Source organism: Enterobacter sp. FUJ80071 (assembly GCF_038739915.1).
In the GTDB taxonomy this organism is placed as follows: Bacteria; Pseudomonadota; Gammaproteobacteria; order Enterobacterales; family Enterobacteriaceae; genus Enterobacter; species Enterobacter kobei.
Map to the genome: position 1 here is coordinate 3,024,591 of NZ_JBBXKH010000001.1, position 14,167 is coordinate 3,038,757.

The 14,167-nt window shown below is 52.3% G+C and carries 13 protein-coding genes and 1 tRNA gene; 2 read left to right on the top strand and 12 right to left on the bottom strand.

The window, feature by feature from the left end:
• Positions 1 to 30: 30 nt before the first annotated feature.
• From AAER43_RS14780 to nac, 11 genes are all read right to left on the bottom strand, one after another.
• Complete coding sequence (locus tag AAER43_RS14780; protein WP_049010285.1) at positions 31 to 1,722, bottom strand: tryptophan 7-halogenase; 1,692 nt, start codon at positions 1,720 to 1,722, stop codon at positions 31 to 33.
• 19 nt (positions 1,723 to 1,741) lie between these two features.
• Positions 1,742 to 2,230, bottom strand: a complete 489-nt coding sequence (locus tag AAER43_RS14785; RefSeq protein WP_045134950.1) for a hypothetical protein — start codon at positions 2,228 to 2,230, stop codon at positions 1,742 to 1,744.
• 15 nt (positions 2,231 to 2,245) lie between these two features.
• A complete protein-coding gene (locus tag AAER43_RS14790) occupies positions 2,246 to 3,361 on the bottom strand; it encodes a beta-ketoacyl synthase N-terminal-like domain-containing protein (RefSeq protein ID WP_050862746.1) in 1,116 nt (371 codons plus the stop codon).
• Between the two features lie 59 nt (positions 3,362 to 3,420).
• Positions 3,421 to 4,104, bottom strand: coding sequence for a hypothetical protein (locus AAER43_RS14795; RefSeq protein ID WP_014884440.1), 684 nt, complete (start codon positions 4,102 to 4,104; stop codon positions 3,421 to 3,423).
• Between the two features lie 9 nt (positions 4,105 to 4,113).
• Positions 4,114 to 5,559 carry a class I adenylate-forming enzyme family protein gene (locus tag AAER43_RS14800; protein WP_050862745.1) on the bottom strand — a complete coding sequence of 482 codons (1,446 nt, stop codon included), beginning with the start codon at positions 5,557 to 5,559 and terminating at the stop codon, positions 4,114 to 4,116.
• 2 nt (positions 5,560 to 5,561) lie between these two features.
• Positions 5,562 to 5,825, bottom strand: a complete 264-nt coding sequence (locus AAER43_RS14805) for an acyl carrier protein (RefSeq protein WP_014884442.1) — start codon at positions 5,823 to 5,825, stop codon at positions 5,562 to 5,564.
• Positions 5,826 to 5,829: 4 nt separating this feature from the next.
• Positions 5,830 to 7,080 carry a cation:proton antiporter gene (locus AAER43_RS14810; RefSeq protein WP_023337504.1) on the bottom strand — a complete coding sequence of 417 codons (1,251 nt, stop codon included), beginning with the start codon at positions 7,078 to 7,080 and terminating at the stop codon, positions 5,830 to 5,832.
• A 48-nt stretch (positions 7,081 to 7,128) separates the two neighbouring features.
• Positions 7,129 to 8,319, bottom strand: a complete 1,191-nt coding sequence (locus AAER43_RS14815; RefSeq protein ID WP_057058016.1) for an MFS transporter — start codon at positions 8,317 to 8,319, stop codon at positions 7,129 to 7,131.
• Positions 8,312 to 8,716, bottom strand: coding sequence for a Rid family hydrolase (locus tag AAER43_RS14820; RefSeq protein ID WP_204377928.1), 405 nt, complete (start codon positions 8,714 to 8,716; stop codon positions 8,312 to 8,314). Before AAER43_RS14820 ends, AAER43_RS14815 begins: the two co-directional genes overlap by 8 nt.
• Positions 8,717 to 9,223: 507 nt before the next feature.
• Positions 9,224 to 10,174 carry an HTH-type transcriptional regulator Cbl gene (gene cbl / locus AAER43_RS14825; protein WP_050862741.1) on the bottom strand — a complete coding sequence of 317 codons (951 nt, stop codon included), beginning with the start codon at positions 10,172 to 10,174 and terminating at the stop codon, positions 9,224 to 9,226.
• Positions 10,175 to 10,270: 96 nt separating this feature from the next.
• Entirely contained in the window at positions 10,271 to 11,188 is a 918-nt protein-coding gene (gene nac, locus AAER43_RS14830; RefSeq protein ID WP_014884446.1) for a nitrogen assimilation transcriptional regulator NAC, read from the bottom strand.
• Between the two features lie 320 nt (positions 11,189 to 11,508).
• On the opposite strand from nac, the gene AAER43_RS14835 reads away from it, so the two are divergent.
• A tRNA-Asn gene (locus AAER43_RS14835) sits at positions 11,509 to 11,584 on the top strand.
• Positions 11,585 to 11,729: 145 nt separating this feature from the next.
• On the opposite strand, the gene ldtA is transcribed toward AAER43_RS14835, so the two are convergent.
• Positions 11,730 to 12,629 carry a L,D-transpeptidase gene (gene ldtA / locus AAER43_RS14840; protein ID WP_050862740.1) on the bottom strand — a complete coding sequence of 300 codons (900 nt, stop codon included), beginning with the start codon at positions 12,627 to 12,629 and terminating at the stop codon, positions 11,730 to 11,732.
• A 190-nt stretch (positions 12,630 to 12,819) separates the two neighbouring features.
• Here ldtA and shiA point away from each other — a divergent pair, with 190 nt between their 5' ends.
• Positions 12,820 to 14,133, top strand: coding sequence for a shikimate transporter (gene shiA, locus AAER43_RS14845; RefSeq protein ID WP_023337509.1), 1,314 nt, complete (start codon positions 12,820 to 12,822; stop codon positions 14,131 to 14,133).
• Positions 14,134 to 14,167: the final 34 nt, after the last annotated feature.

Below are 14,167 nucleotides of genomic sequence, written 5' to 3' on the forward strand. Positions count from 1 at the left end.
AGGGGGCGGTCGGAACAACCGCCCGTCAGGTTATTGATGACGCGCCTGTTGCAACATGGCATCTGCATGCTGGTTTAACTGCTGACGATCGCCATAGCGGTAAGGATCGAGGAAATCGAAACGGACCGGTTTATCTCCGCGGTCGAACAAGTGCCCGATTCCGCCAGGCGCGTTATGAGCCCAGTAGAACAGAGAATCGGCAAATTCCTCCGTTGCCCGGGACAGGTAACGATTGGTGAAATCAGAGAAATCGATGGGGAAATGCTCGCGGTTGTCAGCAAAAAGCGAATGAAGCGTAGCAATCACCTCTTTTTCTGGAAGATTACCGGCGCGATAGGCTTCCATTGTTTCGCAGGCCTTATCGAAAATAGCCTCATAGTAAGGGCTCTCAATGGAAAGATGTCCCGGATAGGTTGCGCTTTCAAATTCCTTCTCAAGCCGCTCGTCATCACCGTGCTGCTGATAGTCGCTGAGGATTTTACGCAGACGCAACACGCCGATGTAACTGCCGCTAATCCAGATACGGAACCACGCATTCCACAGTGGGAAGCTATCAAATGCGGTGAATGAATTTGCCACCAGCCTGTCGTTTACCTTCACCACTTCCAGGCTGTAATCCTGATAGCTGGCGAAATTCGCTGCTGACCAGTCATCCTGTCTGACGGCACGAACAATTTTAGGCGCGACGCGCAGAATCGATTCGAACGTATTCACCAACCCGCGCGAGAACAGCGGATCGACAAAGCCCACTGCATGGCCTAAAAGGCAATAACGCTCCCCTACGCTTTCGCGGCTGGTGTAATTCAGACGAGGTGCAACGGTCCATTCGCGTACCCGTGCCGCGCTCTCAAAGTGACGGGCAACGGAGGGGTGCTCATCGAGAAAACGGGTAAACTCTTCTTCCGGGTCGCCTGCGGGACCATGTTTATCAATATCGAACTGCAGGCCGACGCTGCATAAGGTATTGGTCGAATAGGGGTGGTTGTTGAACGGAATAATCCACAGCCATCCGCCTTCAAACATGTGGTGCAGCGTGCTCTGTGAGAGCGGGGTCGGCGAACCGGTCACGTCCGTTGAGGCGATGACGTCTTCATACAGTTTGACCCCTGTCATATGGGTGAACAACGAACGCGTACGGCTCTGCATCTCACGAGCACCTTCGCGCAGGCCAAACTTATCGGCAACCGGTGAACGATAGCCTGCTGCATCCACGACGTACCTGGCTTTTATCTGCTCTTTTCCCAGCTCCAGCAGCATCCCGTCGCCGGTTTCTTCAATCGACTGGATGCGGGTTTGCTGGCGAATATCGGCCCCCAGACGTGCGGCCAGCGCCAGATAATAGGCATCAATATCCTGACGGAACAGATGCGCTTCCGGCGACAATACCGGTGTCGACACAACGTCCTGGGGATTATGCGCTTTATTCTTACCGTTCCATGCAAAGCTGAACGCCAGTTTAATACCGGCGCTCGACGTACCAATATTTTCCATCAGCGCGTGAATTTCCCCCGGCCACGCCAGCTCAGGAATATTGTACTGACGCGCCAGAATTTTCAACAGTACAGCACTTTCCGGCACCATCGATTCCCCGACGGCAAAGCGAGGATGGGTACCGGCATCAATAATCACCACGTTTAATTTCTGTTTTGCCAGAATAGCGCCGAGCATGGTTCCTGCAATACCGCTCCCGATGATGGCCACATCATAATGACTTTGTTTCATTGCTTTACCCTTAATAATATTACTGAGTGACTAACTGAGTTGTTATTTCGATTTCATGTTCACGCGTGTGATCTGCCTGAATCAGGAAAAGATATGTTGCCTGTTGTGTTAACCATTCTCTCGCCAGAGACAGGGCAATTTCTTTGCCAGTGCGCTGCGGCATTGTCAGCACCATGGTGGGTCCCTGAAAGCGATAGCGCGTACAGCAAATGGAAATAGGTGCCCCAACATTGGCATTAATAAAATCGACCGGAGAGACGCGCGATTTTATTGCCATGTCATGAATAATTTTCTCACTGGTATTCACCGGGAATGCCGTGCCAAACTGAATAATCCCGACGCTTTCAAGATGATTATCCAGCAATGCCTGGTGCTGTTGATAAAGTTCATCGACAGTAAACAGCACATTTAAAGACAATGGGTCGGCTGTTTTTAGCCCCCGGCGCAAGGTCTCATCTAAATCAGACCAGATTAATGAGCGTGCGGTACTCGTAGAAACGATCTTCATTAGCTGCCCCACCTTTTACATTACGGTAAATATCAGGCAGGTGTTAAAACCACCAAACCCAATCGTCATGCTTAACCCGGTCTTTCCCGTTAAGGGCTGAGGCTGCGCGGCAGGTAAATTAAAACGCAGGCCATCAATCGGCTTTTTCAGTTCATACACCGGGGGGATCGTGCCCGCATTGAGGCTATGAATGAGCGCGATGGCTTCCAGCGCCCCTGTCGCCCCCAGCGTATGGCCAAAATTGCCCTTCGTCGCGAAGACCCAGGGACGATGTGTGAAAAACTGGTTATAGGCATTGCTTTCAACCCGATCGTTGGTCAGGGTACCCGAACCGTGCGCATTAATAAGCGCAATATCGCCAGGTTCAAGTCCCGCCTGCGTCAGGGCACGCTGCAATGCCAGGCGGATGCCATTGCCTTGCTCATCCGGCGCGGTCAAGCCTGCCGCATCGTTAGACGCCCCAGCACCGACAAGCCTTGCCAGCACGCGTGGTGCAGAGCCGCCTTCTCGTTGCAGCACCAGAAAACCGGCCCCTTCTCCGAGAATGGTTCCTTCGTGTGTAGCATCGAACGATTTCAGGGTAGAAAGTGAGAGCGTGCCTAATGCGCTATGGGCCAGACGTTTTGAATCAGTAAGAATATCGGCGCCGCCGCACACGCACAGATCGGCTTGCCCCGTTGCAATTAAATGCGCCCCCAGAAGAAGAGCATCCGAGCCCGAGGAGCAGGCGGTAGAAAGGGCTATCCCTTCCATTCCCAGCGACTCCGCCACCTCGTTGACCCAGCCGTCGAGCGGCTCCCGGCAAAACGCCTCGCTGTCGAGGCGGAATCCCAGACTGGTTCCGACAATCAAAAAGCGTCGCTCCTCCGGCACAGGTTCTGCTGCACCCGAATCCTCTAGCGCCTGGCGGGCCGTGCGTTTCGTCAGAGCGATCAATTTTTCGCGCATTTCGGAAGGCCATTCACCCGGCAGCATGGCGGCCAGATCGGTACGCAAGCTTCGATCCGATGGCGCAGGCGCAATACCGGTTTGTTTTTCCAGTAAAGTCTGGAAAACATCCTCGATACGATCGCCAGACGCAGTTGTCCATCCCATGCCGACAACATTGGCGACATACGTTGTAGTAGTCATCATTTTTTCCTTTACCGCAAAATAGTACGGTAAGCTGGTTAAAGTGAATTAACGATATATCAGTGGAACGCGCGCAAAAATTCGTTTGAAGGTTTATCTTCAAGCGGAGAAGGAGAAAAATTATCTTTAATCTCGCCTGCCGTTAATTCTATCTTTCGTTGATAAGGTTCTTTTTGTAGCCAGCGTGGACTTTCAATAAAATCAAATGCGATGTCTGTCGCATCAAATCCTTCGAGCTCGGCAGGCTTAACCACTTTCCTTCTTTTACGGTCCAGAACCTGTGCATAAGCAGAAATATCAAAATATCGAATGCGATCATCTTCCACCACTGCATTAATACAATGCCAGGGGCGGGGCAAATAAAGATAATTCACAAAAATATTCCGAAGAGAATACACTGGCTTGTTAATTATCTGGCTATACAGTATTGCCGAGACATCGGCCATTTCCGAACAGAAGCAGGGCAAGCGCTGTGTTTGACCCAGCATTTCACGAAGATAATCCTGAGGTGTCAGGTTACGTATGACCTCGTCGCGAAAATGCTCGTAACGTGAAATATAATAATCCCAATGCTCCTCAGGAAATTTGAGGCGAACGATGTCTGCCGGCCATGTTTCAAACACATCTGATTCCTGAAGGACATGGCACATTGTTTTTGGAACTTCACGTAGAATATCATCAAGGCTCGCCAGGTGATATTTTTCAATGACTGCCCGTGCCAGTTCCCGAAGTTCATCATTCATAACATCACCTTACTTATATTGTGTTAAAGAGGCCGCGCCACAATAAACAAAGTTTATATTACGTGGCCGTTCGTGGCGTTTGAGTTTTTTCAGCAGGCTGGCACTGTGCTGCTGGCAATTGGTTTCATTGATCACTGATTCATCGCAGGTCAAAACAATATCGAATCCCGCAATTTGATCCCCTTCATTGACAATTTGGGCCTTGCAGGTCATCACCCCTTTAATTTCCCGGCACAGCTGCTTAACGGCGCCGATATTGACTTTCTCATCCCTGATAACAATAAAATCACTGATTCTGCCTTTGAAAAACAGGAACCCATCAGCGTCCTGGAAGAAGATGTCTCCGGTGCGAAGCCAGCGTTTGCCATCAAGCTCAATGAACGTTTGTCGGTTACCGCGCCCAATGCGCTTGACGAGCAACGTATCAGAACTAATTAGCAACTCCCCCTGCCCGTCCTGGCCGTCTGCACCGGGCAGGATACGGACGTCCGTCTGGTCAATAGGACGTCCGGCTGACGCATAATATCCTCTCCCCAGCAGATGAACCGGGCATGTCGACACCCGCGGTCCGGCCTCACTGATGCCATAAGTCAGATATAACTCAAGCCATGGCTGTCGGAGTAAAAAGGCTTCCACCTCATTCGGCGCAGCCAAATCGCCCCCAATCGTCAGTTTGTTTAACCCCGGCGGAAGCGTTGTTTCCCAGGCGTTCAACTGTCGCAGCAATACGGGCGTGAGCGAACTGAGGGTCACGCCGTATCGCTGTAAATCATCCAGATAATGGGGTACAGAAAACGGAGGTCCACTGATAACAATTTCGCAGCCCGTCTCCAGGGCAGCAATCATCTGGGCAACCAGCGCGGTGGAATAGCACATCGGCAAACTGATCAATACCCTGTCACTGGCGCTCATGCCGATACTTTTGGCATGACGCAGCGCGTTACGCCGCAGCGAATCAAAATGATGGACACAGCCGCTGCTGAACGACGACGACGTGCCGGACGTGGCTATCACGACCTGCCCCGGCTGTGTCTGTACGGGTCCGCCATCACGGCATTTTCCCACCTGCCAGCGCCCGAGGGGTTCAGCTGCGCTTACGCCCAGCTCCTGCCATCGTCCTGGCTGAACCGGCGTACGCACCAGCGCCCCCGCCGCAAAGTCCTCAAGCATCTGCAGGATGCGTTCTGCTGGCGTGAGCGGCGGGATCAGCGCAGGCACAAAGCCACTGTTGAGGACAGCAAAGAACATATACATCAAGTCCGGGCAGTTCGGCATCGCTATCAGCACCACCCGACCGGGTTCCAGACTCTGCCGCTGCCAGTAATCGACATAGTATTGATAACTCTCTCCTTCAGTGCCGCTGGTCCCCACCGCAGACGTTGCCTGCACCGGAGAAAATAAACCGGCAGGCTCATAGGGAACAAATGCGGCACATTCTTCTGCTCGCGTTAACATTCTCAGGCTCCAAGCTTATTCATAATGAAACGCGAAAGGGTTTGGCACGAATAAAAATTCGCGGGCGAAAACTCTTTATCTTCAACTTTAATATTAAACTCTTCCTCACACTGGAAGCGTAATTCTACAAATCCAATAGAATCCATTCCTACCATTGAGGCGAGACCGGTCTCGTCAGCAATATCTTCGCGCTCGACATCCAGACCAATACGTTCAGCGATGATTTCTTTAATACGATCGACAATCACAGGCATATCCAGTTTCATAATTTTACCCTTTAATGTTTTCAAGTGTTTTATTTACTACAGCGGAAGATGATTCTTTATTTAACCAACGTAATATTGGCGGTGTGGTTGCCGTTACCACGAGCGCCACGATAACCATAATGGAGTAGACGCGTTGTGAAATAAGATGCAATTCGAGCCCGATAGACAGCACAACCAGCTCCATCAGACCACGCGTATTCATGAGCGCGCCAATCATGGAGGCTTCACGAAGGGAATATCCTGAAATACGCGCCCCGAGCAGAGCACCACTGAATTTGGTTATAAATGCCAGTAAGGTGAACCCAATTATCCAGGCAATGTCCTGCGTTGCCATACTGAAGTCGAAATGCGTTTTCAGACCGGCGCTGACAAACAATACGGGAAGTAAAAGATAGTGCATGAAACCGTTCATACTCGCATGCCATTGCTTCGCTAACCCGGGGATCCGCGCGAACATGCTGCCCGCCAGCAAGGCACCGAAACCACTGTGCAGGTGAAGATACTCCGCTCCCCACGCGCTGACCAAAATCCAAAAAATGATCGCCGGAAATCTCATCTCCGGCCTGTGCGCATACCGTATAAGCAGGGGGACCACGACTTTGCCGGTCACCAACCCATAAAGTACCAGGGCTGCCGTCACGACCGCTAAATACGACCACAGCGAATCAGATTTTCCTTCAACCGCGGCAAATACGCTGTCCAAAGCCAAAATCCCCCAGCCTGCCACATCGGTAAGAATGGCTGCGGTAATGACGGGAGGAATGATGGCCAGGTGAAGCATTTTTAAATCTTCAATGATTCGCACAATGACCGGCAGAGCGGATACCGCCAGCGCCGTTCCCATAAAGATATTAAATAAAAGACGATCGGTTTGTGGCGCCAGTTCGGCATGTACCGAATTTCCCGCTAACATGCCACCGATAAACGGCAGCAGCATGCCCAGGAACGCTATTTTCAATGCAGCGATAGTCTGCTTACGACGGCCATGATTATGACCATGAAAATGCGACAACCCAATATCGAACATGAGCAGAATCATGCCCAGATTCGCCAGCTTATCTATGGTGGTCAGCGACTCCTGGCTAAATAAAGACGTTTGAAATGAGAACAGAGACATTATCCCGGGAAAGAAAGTCGGTCCCAATAAAACGCCTGCAGCAATATGGCCAATAACCTGTGTTTGACCTATTTGCTCCATAAGTTTGCCGACGACATAGCAGGCAAAAACAATGACCGAAAGCTGAATAATAAACATGGGTATCCCCGCCAATGCTAGCGTTGAGTTTATTGATACTAAAAGTGTTTAGTTCGAAACGTGGGTGACGCTGTTCTCGTTAAAATACCCCATCGCGGTGGTTATCATCGCTATCATCACCATAACGAGACTCAGCAAACAGATGCCCTGCCAGTCCCACCTTTCATAAACCCACGGACCGGTAACGGATCCGGCTGCGCCCAATGCATAATAAAAGAACATATAAAGCGCATAGAGGCTGCTTCTTTTATCCGGATGTAATCCGAGAACACGCGTCTGGTTAGCCACCTGCGCGGCAAAACACCCTAAATCGAATAATATAATGCCCAGCGTAATTCCCGGTAAGGACGCAGGAAAGAGAAACAGTATGGCTATTCCCGCAACCACAAATACCATTCCGCCAAAAATCACGCTGCGACACCCGAAGCGGTCAGCCAGTTTCCCCGCATAGTTCGCCAGTACAAGACCGACGATACCCGCCAGGCCAAATAATCCGGCTGTTCCCGCTGGCAGATGGAGTGGCGGTCTTTGCAGATGAAGCATGATGGTCACCCATAACAGGCTAAAGACGAAAAACCATGCCCCTCCGGTGACGGCAGATTCAATAAGCCGCACGTTACGCAGCAAGCCCGGCAATTGCACCATGACGCTCAGATACCCCGTCTCCCTTGCGGGTTTAACATCAGGCAGGCATCTGATGGCCAGTAGCGCCATGGAGGCCATAACGGCTGCGACGATGGCCAGCATCCCTCGCCAGCCAAGCGCATCGGCCAGACTGCCGCCCACGAGCCTCGCGAGCAATATTCCTGCCGAAATGCCCATGGTGATCAGTCCGACCGTAGCGCCTTTTGGCGTAATGTGAAATCCAAGCGCATTCAGTTGCACTGCGCTTGTCGCCATGGCGCCTGTCACTATTCCCGCGCTAAAAAGGAGCAACGGCTGACGGGTCAGGGAAGCGGCGAAGAGCGCAAGTGAGAGGAGAATAAACTGAGAAATAATCAGTTTCTTACGGTTAACGCTGTCTCCAAGCGGAACAAGAAACAGTATTCCCAGCATATAACCTATTTGCATGCTCGCCGCAATGAAGCCGGTATAAAACAGAGGCAACTGCAAAGATGCCGCGATAGCGGGCAATACGGGCTGAAGAATATAGTTATTTGCCATAGCCGTACCCGCCGCGATGCTGGCGAACCAGATAAATAACGGCGAAACCGGATTTTCTTGCGCGATATCACTCATTAATCGCCCCCTGTCTTTTTTTTGCCACAATATCAATTGCTACTTTCATTTTTTTCTCGGGAAACGGTAAGACATGCAATAACGTAAATGCAGGTCGGGAATCACGGAAATAGTGCCCATGGATACGCGCTACCTGCTGCCATTCTTCAATTTCAGTCAGATACAGCCTGCTTTGTATTACATCGTCTATTTCATAACCACTGGATTCAAGTATCCCCTTGATCTTATTCAGAATGCATTCCGTTTGCAGTGAGATGTCATCAGATTCAATCTCACCACAAGAATTAAGAGGTCCCGTTTTCGAAATATATAGCCAACCGTCTGTTTCTACCGCTCGCGAGAAACCGAAAGCCTCCTCCCAGCTGCTGCCAGAAGTAATAAGTCTTTTTGATTCCACAATGTCATGCCTTTCATCACAGGGTGAAACAAACATATTACAACCCAATCAAATTTGTCCAGAAAAAATAACAAAAAATTGACCTGAAATTTATCAGGTAATTAAGTAAGCATTTCCTGGATAAGCTGTAAGCACAGCTAACCAATCAATATCTAAATTAATAAAATTAAATGATAAATAAGGCAAAAAATTTCCCGCAGATAACGGCAATTAAATGAGCTGAGAATTAAAATAATGACTCTTTTATTTAACCGCGAGTTTTTACCGCACGCAAATATCACCCTCACCTAAAAGAATCATATTTCGTTATTTATTTTTATATGTAACTCAATGGAAAATATGAGAAATATTTAAATATAAGACAACCTTATGACGTCACAGAGTATGATTGTTAATCAGGGTATTCTTAAGAATAAGCGGTCAGGAAATTAAACGGTTTCAATAAAAAAGCCTGCTTTAATTGCAGGCCTTTGCTTCTTGTCGACGGAGACGGGTGCTATAAAGGGCTTAAATCTGATAATCAATCGCCACTTCTTCTGGCTCCATCACCTGACGTTTAATCTCATCAACGGACAGCCCGGCGTTGCAAAGTTCGATAAAACGCCACACATAGTTGCGCTGCAGCTGTCCACGCTTCAGGCCGAGCCATACGGTATTGGCATCAAACAGATGACGTGTATCAAGACGCACCAGATCTCCCCCCTCGCGTTCGCCACTGGACTGTTCTGCCACCAGACCTATGCCCAGCCCGAGCTCTACGTAGGTTTTGATTACATCAGAGTCCTGTGCGCTCAGCACCACGTCCGGCGTGAGCCCTTTGCGGTTGAAGGCTTCATCAATGCGCGAGCGTCCGGTAATGCCCTGGCGATAGGTAATCAGCGGCCATTTGGCAATGTCTTCCAGCGTCAGGGGCGAAACCTGATTCAACGGATGATCGGCGGGGAGCAACAAACTGTGATACCAGCGGAACCAGGGAAAAGCCACCAGCAGCGGGTCGTTGCTCAGGCGTTCACTGGCAATGCCGATATCTGCCCCACCGTTTTGCAGCAGCACTTCAATTTCCTGCGGCGTCCCCTGGATAAGCTCCAGGCGGACGTCAGGAAAAAGTTCACGGAAGGCTTTAATCACTGGCGGCAGGCTGTAACGCGCCTGGGTGTGGGTGGTGGCGATAGTGAGGACGCCCGTGGCGTCATTCGTGAAGAGATCCGCCAGGCGGCGCACATTGCTGGCTTCGTTGAGGATCCGCTCCGCAATGGTCAGCAAGGCTTTGCCTGGCTCCGTCATGCCAAGCAGACGCTTGCCGCGACGGATAAAAATCTCTATCCCCAGTTCTTCTTCCAGCTCGCGGATATGGCGACTGACGCCGGACTGAGAGGTATAAAGCATATTGGCGACCTCGGTCAGGTTGTAATCCCGCCTGGCCGCCTCACGGATAATTTTAAGTTGCTGGAAATTCACGATTCACTCCGGCGCATCTGACATAACGCTATTGTTAGAGTCAGCCGCACTGCAGAACAAATAATAAAAACCCGCAACTTATGCTTTTATGGAATATCAGCTCACGAGCTGGAGTTCACGGTTCTCAAGCGATGGCTTGCTGACCAGCGACATCAAAATCTCTTTTACCGCCTGCGCCTGTGGCGTCAGCGAGCCGCGTGCGGACATGTTGAGCGACAGCGGCAGGCTCATCGAAGGCGTGGTGATCCGTGCCATCCAGCCATTTGCCGCACTGCAGAGCGAGCGCGCTGCGGATTCTGGCAACACGGTTACGCCCATTCCGCTGGCAATGGCCGCGGTCAGCGTGGAGAGTGAGTCGATCTCGCCGATGATTTTGGCCGTCAGGCGACGCAGGGAGAATGCTTCATCCACGCGCACACGCACGGCGCTGTAATCACGCGGCAGATAGAGGTTCATTTCTGCCACGGCGGTAAGATCGACGCTCTGCCCAGGACAGTCGCGGGTGCCCACGAGGTAGAGATCTTCTTTCAGCAGCGGCTGGCTGGTGATCCCGGCGACCGGAGAACGATCGTAAAGGACCGCCATATCCAGCTGGCCATTGAGCAGTTTGTCATTGAGTACCGAACCGCTGTTCTCGTGCAGATAGACCAGTACTTCCGGTAGCTCAGCACGAACGGCCTGCAGCAGCGGCATGGTGATAGAAGACGCCGCAGTGCCCGGCGCAAGACCAATGGAAACGTGCCCGCTGAGGGTCTGGCCGACGTTGTTGACCGCCAGTTGCGCCTGTTCGCACTGGCGCAGAATAGTGCGGGCATGGGTATAAAGAATTTTTCCGGCTTCCGTTGGCGTGACGCCGCGTTTGGTACGAATCAATAATTGCTGATCCATCTCGCCTTCCAGAGTAGCCACCTGCTGGCTCAGCGCAGGCTGCGCGATATGCAGCACTTCTGCCGCTTGAGTCAGGCTGCCGATATCGACGATTTTTACGAAGTATTTCAGTCGTCTTAAGTTCATTTTGCCCCCTGTTCGAAATGCTTTGCCGGTACTGGCTATCGTTGTTGAACAGGTTTTGCAATATGAATGCCACTTTTACCGGGCGGTCTGAATTCCTCGCTAAGCGCCTGAAAATAAGGAAACCTAATCATGGAGGGGGGTTTTATTACTGAAACAGCAGTTTATGATCTGCCCCATTAGAGGTATATACGCACCAAAGCGGTGCATTACGCTGTCAAAAACATCACATTGCCGATTTTGTCAGCAAACGATCAAAAGGCGTTGATCCACCCTTTGACAAGCGCGGCTGACGTCGATAATATGCGCCCCGTTCACACGATTCCTCTGTAGTTCAGTCGGTAGAACGGCGGACTGTTAATCCGTATGTCACTGGTTCGAGTCCAGTCAGAGGAGCCAAATTTAAAAAGCCTGCTTTTAAAGCAGGCTTTTTGCTTTTCTGTGCCTGATAAAATTGTCGGGTGGCGGCTTCGCCTTACCCGACCTACAAAAACCTCGAATCGTAGGCCGGGTAAGGCGAAGCCGCCACCCGGCGAAAATCACCTCACATACCGATCTTAACCGGCAACCCCGACCGACGTTCCAGCTCCGCTCCCGCGCCCTCGTTAATCAACTGTGTCCGCTGCGCGGCCGAAATGGGAAGAGGCACTTTCCGGGTTGACTCGAATTCCGCCCGATTGCGTGATAGCGGTTCGTGAACCTCCACCCACCGGCTACCGTCCGGCTCTGTCGTCACTTTAACGGGGCGATCGATAATCTGCACACGGGTGCCCACGGGAACATTATCGAAAAGATATTTGATATCGGCGTTACGCAGACGAATACATCCCTGGCTAACCCGTAGCCCGATACCGAAATTCGAGTTGGTGCCGTGAATCGCATACAGCCTGCCGATATATATCGCATACAGGCCCATCGGGTTATCCGGCCCGGCGGGCACGAAGGCCGGAAGCGTTTTCCCCTCTGCCGCATAGGCGCGCCGCGTATTCGGCGTCGGAGACCAGGTGGGCCCCTCCTGCTTACGCTCAACGGCCGTTACCCAGTTTCGCGGAGTTTCACGCCCGGCCTGACCGATGCCGATGGGCAATACGTCAACGGTATGACTGCCCGGTGGATAATAGTAGAGACGCATTTCCGCCACGTTAACGACAATCCCCTCGCGGACGGTGTCGGGCAAAATCAGTTGCTGGGGGATCACCAGCCGGGTGCCGGACTTAGGCAGAAAAGGATCCACGCCCGGGTTTGCTTCCAGCATATTGCTTAGGCCCTGCCCGTAGCGCGCGGCAAACGCCTCAAGCGGTAGCGTATTGCGATCCGGCACGGTGATGACCTGCGAGCTGCCCACCAGACGACTGCCCGTCGGTGGTAAGGGATAGCTCACCGCCTGCACGCTGTGGCCGATCAGTAATGCAGCAAGACAACCCAACACCTCTGTACGACGCATCTTCCCTTCCTCAGTCGCTTCGCTATTTGTTAAGCATAGCGTAGCCGTTTTGCATTACCCATCAGGAGATAAAATCAGTTTGCACAGGCTGCCTGTCGCGGTAGTCTCATAGGTTCCGTTTATATGACGGCTGCTATGTGAGTGACCTTTTCTTATACCAATAATTAAAATCAGTATGGACAGGACAACTATGGACTCCACCCTCATCTCCGAACGTCCCGGCGAGGAGACCCCTTCGCTCAATCGTGCCCGTCGCGCCGCCCTCGGCAGCTTCGCGGGCGCCGTCGTCGACTGGTATGATTTTCTGCTCTACGGTATCACCGCCGCGCTGGTGTTTAACCGTGAATTCTTCCCCCAGGTCAGCCCCGCGATGGGCACCCTCGCCGCATTTGCCACCTTCGGCGTCGGGTTCCTGTTTCGTCCGCTTGGTGGGGTGATCTTCGGCCACTTCGGCGACCGGCTGGGCCGCAAACGCATGCTAATGCTTACCGTCTGGATGATGGGGATTGCCACTGCGCTGATTGGCATTCTCCCTTCGTTTTCCGCCATTGGCTGGTGGGCACCGGTATTGCTGGTGACACTGCGCGCCATCCAGGGCTTCGCCGTAGGCGGCGAATGGGGCGGTGCGGCGCTGTTATCCGTTGAGAGCGCACCGAAAAACCGGAAAGCGTTCTACAGCAGCGGCGTACAGGTGGGATATGGCGTGGGGCTGCTGCTGTCGACCGGGCTGGTGTCACTCATCAGCCATTACACCACCGACGAGCAGTTCCTGAGCTGGGGCTGGCGCATTCCGTTTATCTTCAGCATCGTGCTGGTCATTGCCGCGCTGTGGATCCGTAACGGGATGGAGGAGTCGGCAGAATTCGAAAAGCAGCAGGAAAAGCCTTCCGTCAAAAAACGCCTTCCGGTTATGGAAGCCCTCGTCCGGCACCCTGGCGCTTTTCTGAAAATTATCGCCCTGCGCCTGTGTGAGCTGCTGACGATGTACATCGTCACCGCGTTTGCCCTGAACTACTCGACGCAAAATCTCGGTCTGCCGCGTGAACTGTTCCTGAATATTGGTCTGGTGGTCGGCGGGATCAGCTGCCTGACTATCCCCTGTTTCGCCTGGCTGGCGGACAAATTTGGCCGCCGTCGCGTCTATATCACCGGCGCGCTGATTGGTACCCTCAGCGCCTGGCCGTTCTTTATGGCGCTGGAGGCGCAGTCTGTCTTCTGGATTGTTTTCTTCGCCATTATGCTCGCGAACATCGCTCACGATATGGTGGTCTGCGTACAGCAGCCGATGTTTACCGAACTGTTTGGCGCGAGCTATCGCTACAGCGGCGCGGGCGTGGGCTACCAGGTTGCCAGCGTGGTCGGCGGCGGTTTCACGCCGTTTATTGCCGCCGCGCTGGTGACCTTCTCCGGGGGAAACTGGCACAGCGTGGCGATTTATCTGCTGGCTGGATGCCTGCTGTCAGCGGCGACGGCGCTACTGATGAAAGAGACGCGCCACAGCTGATCTCCCTTTTGTTTCACAGGCGTGTGACATACTA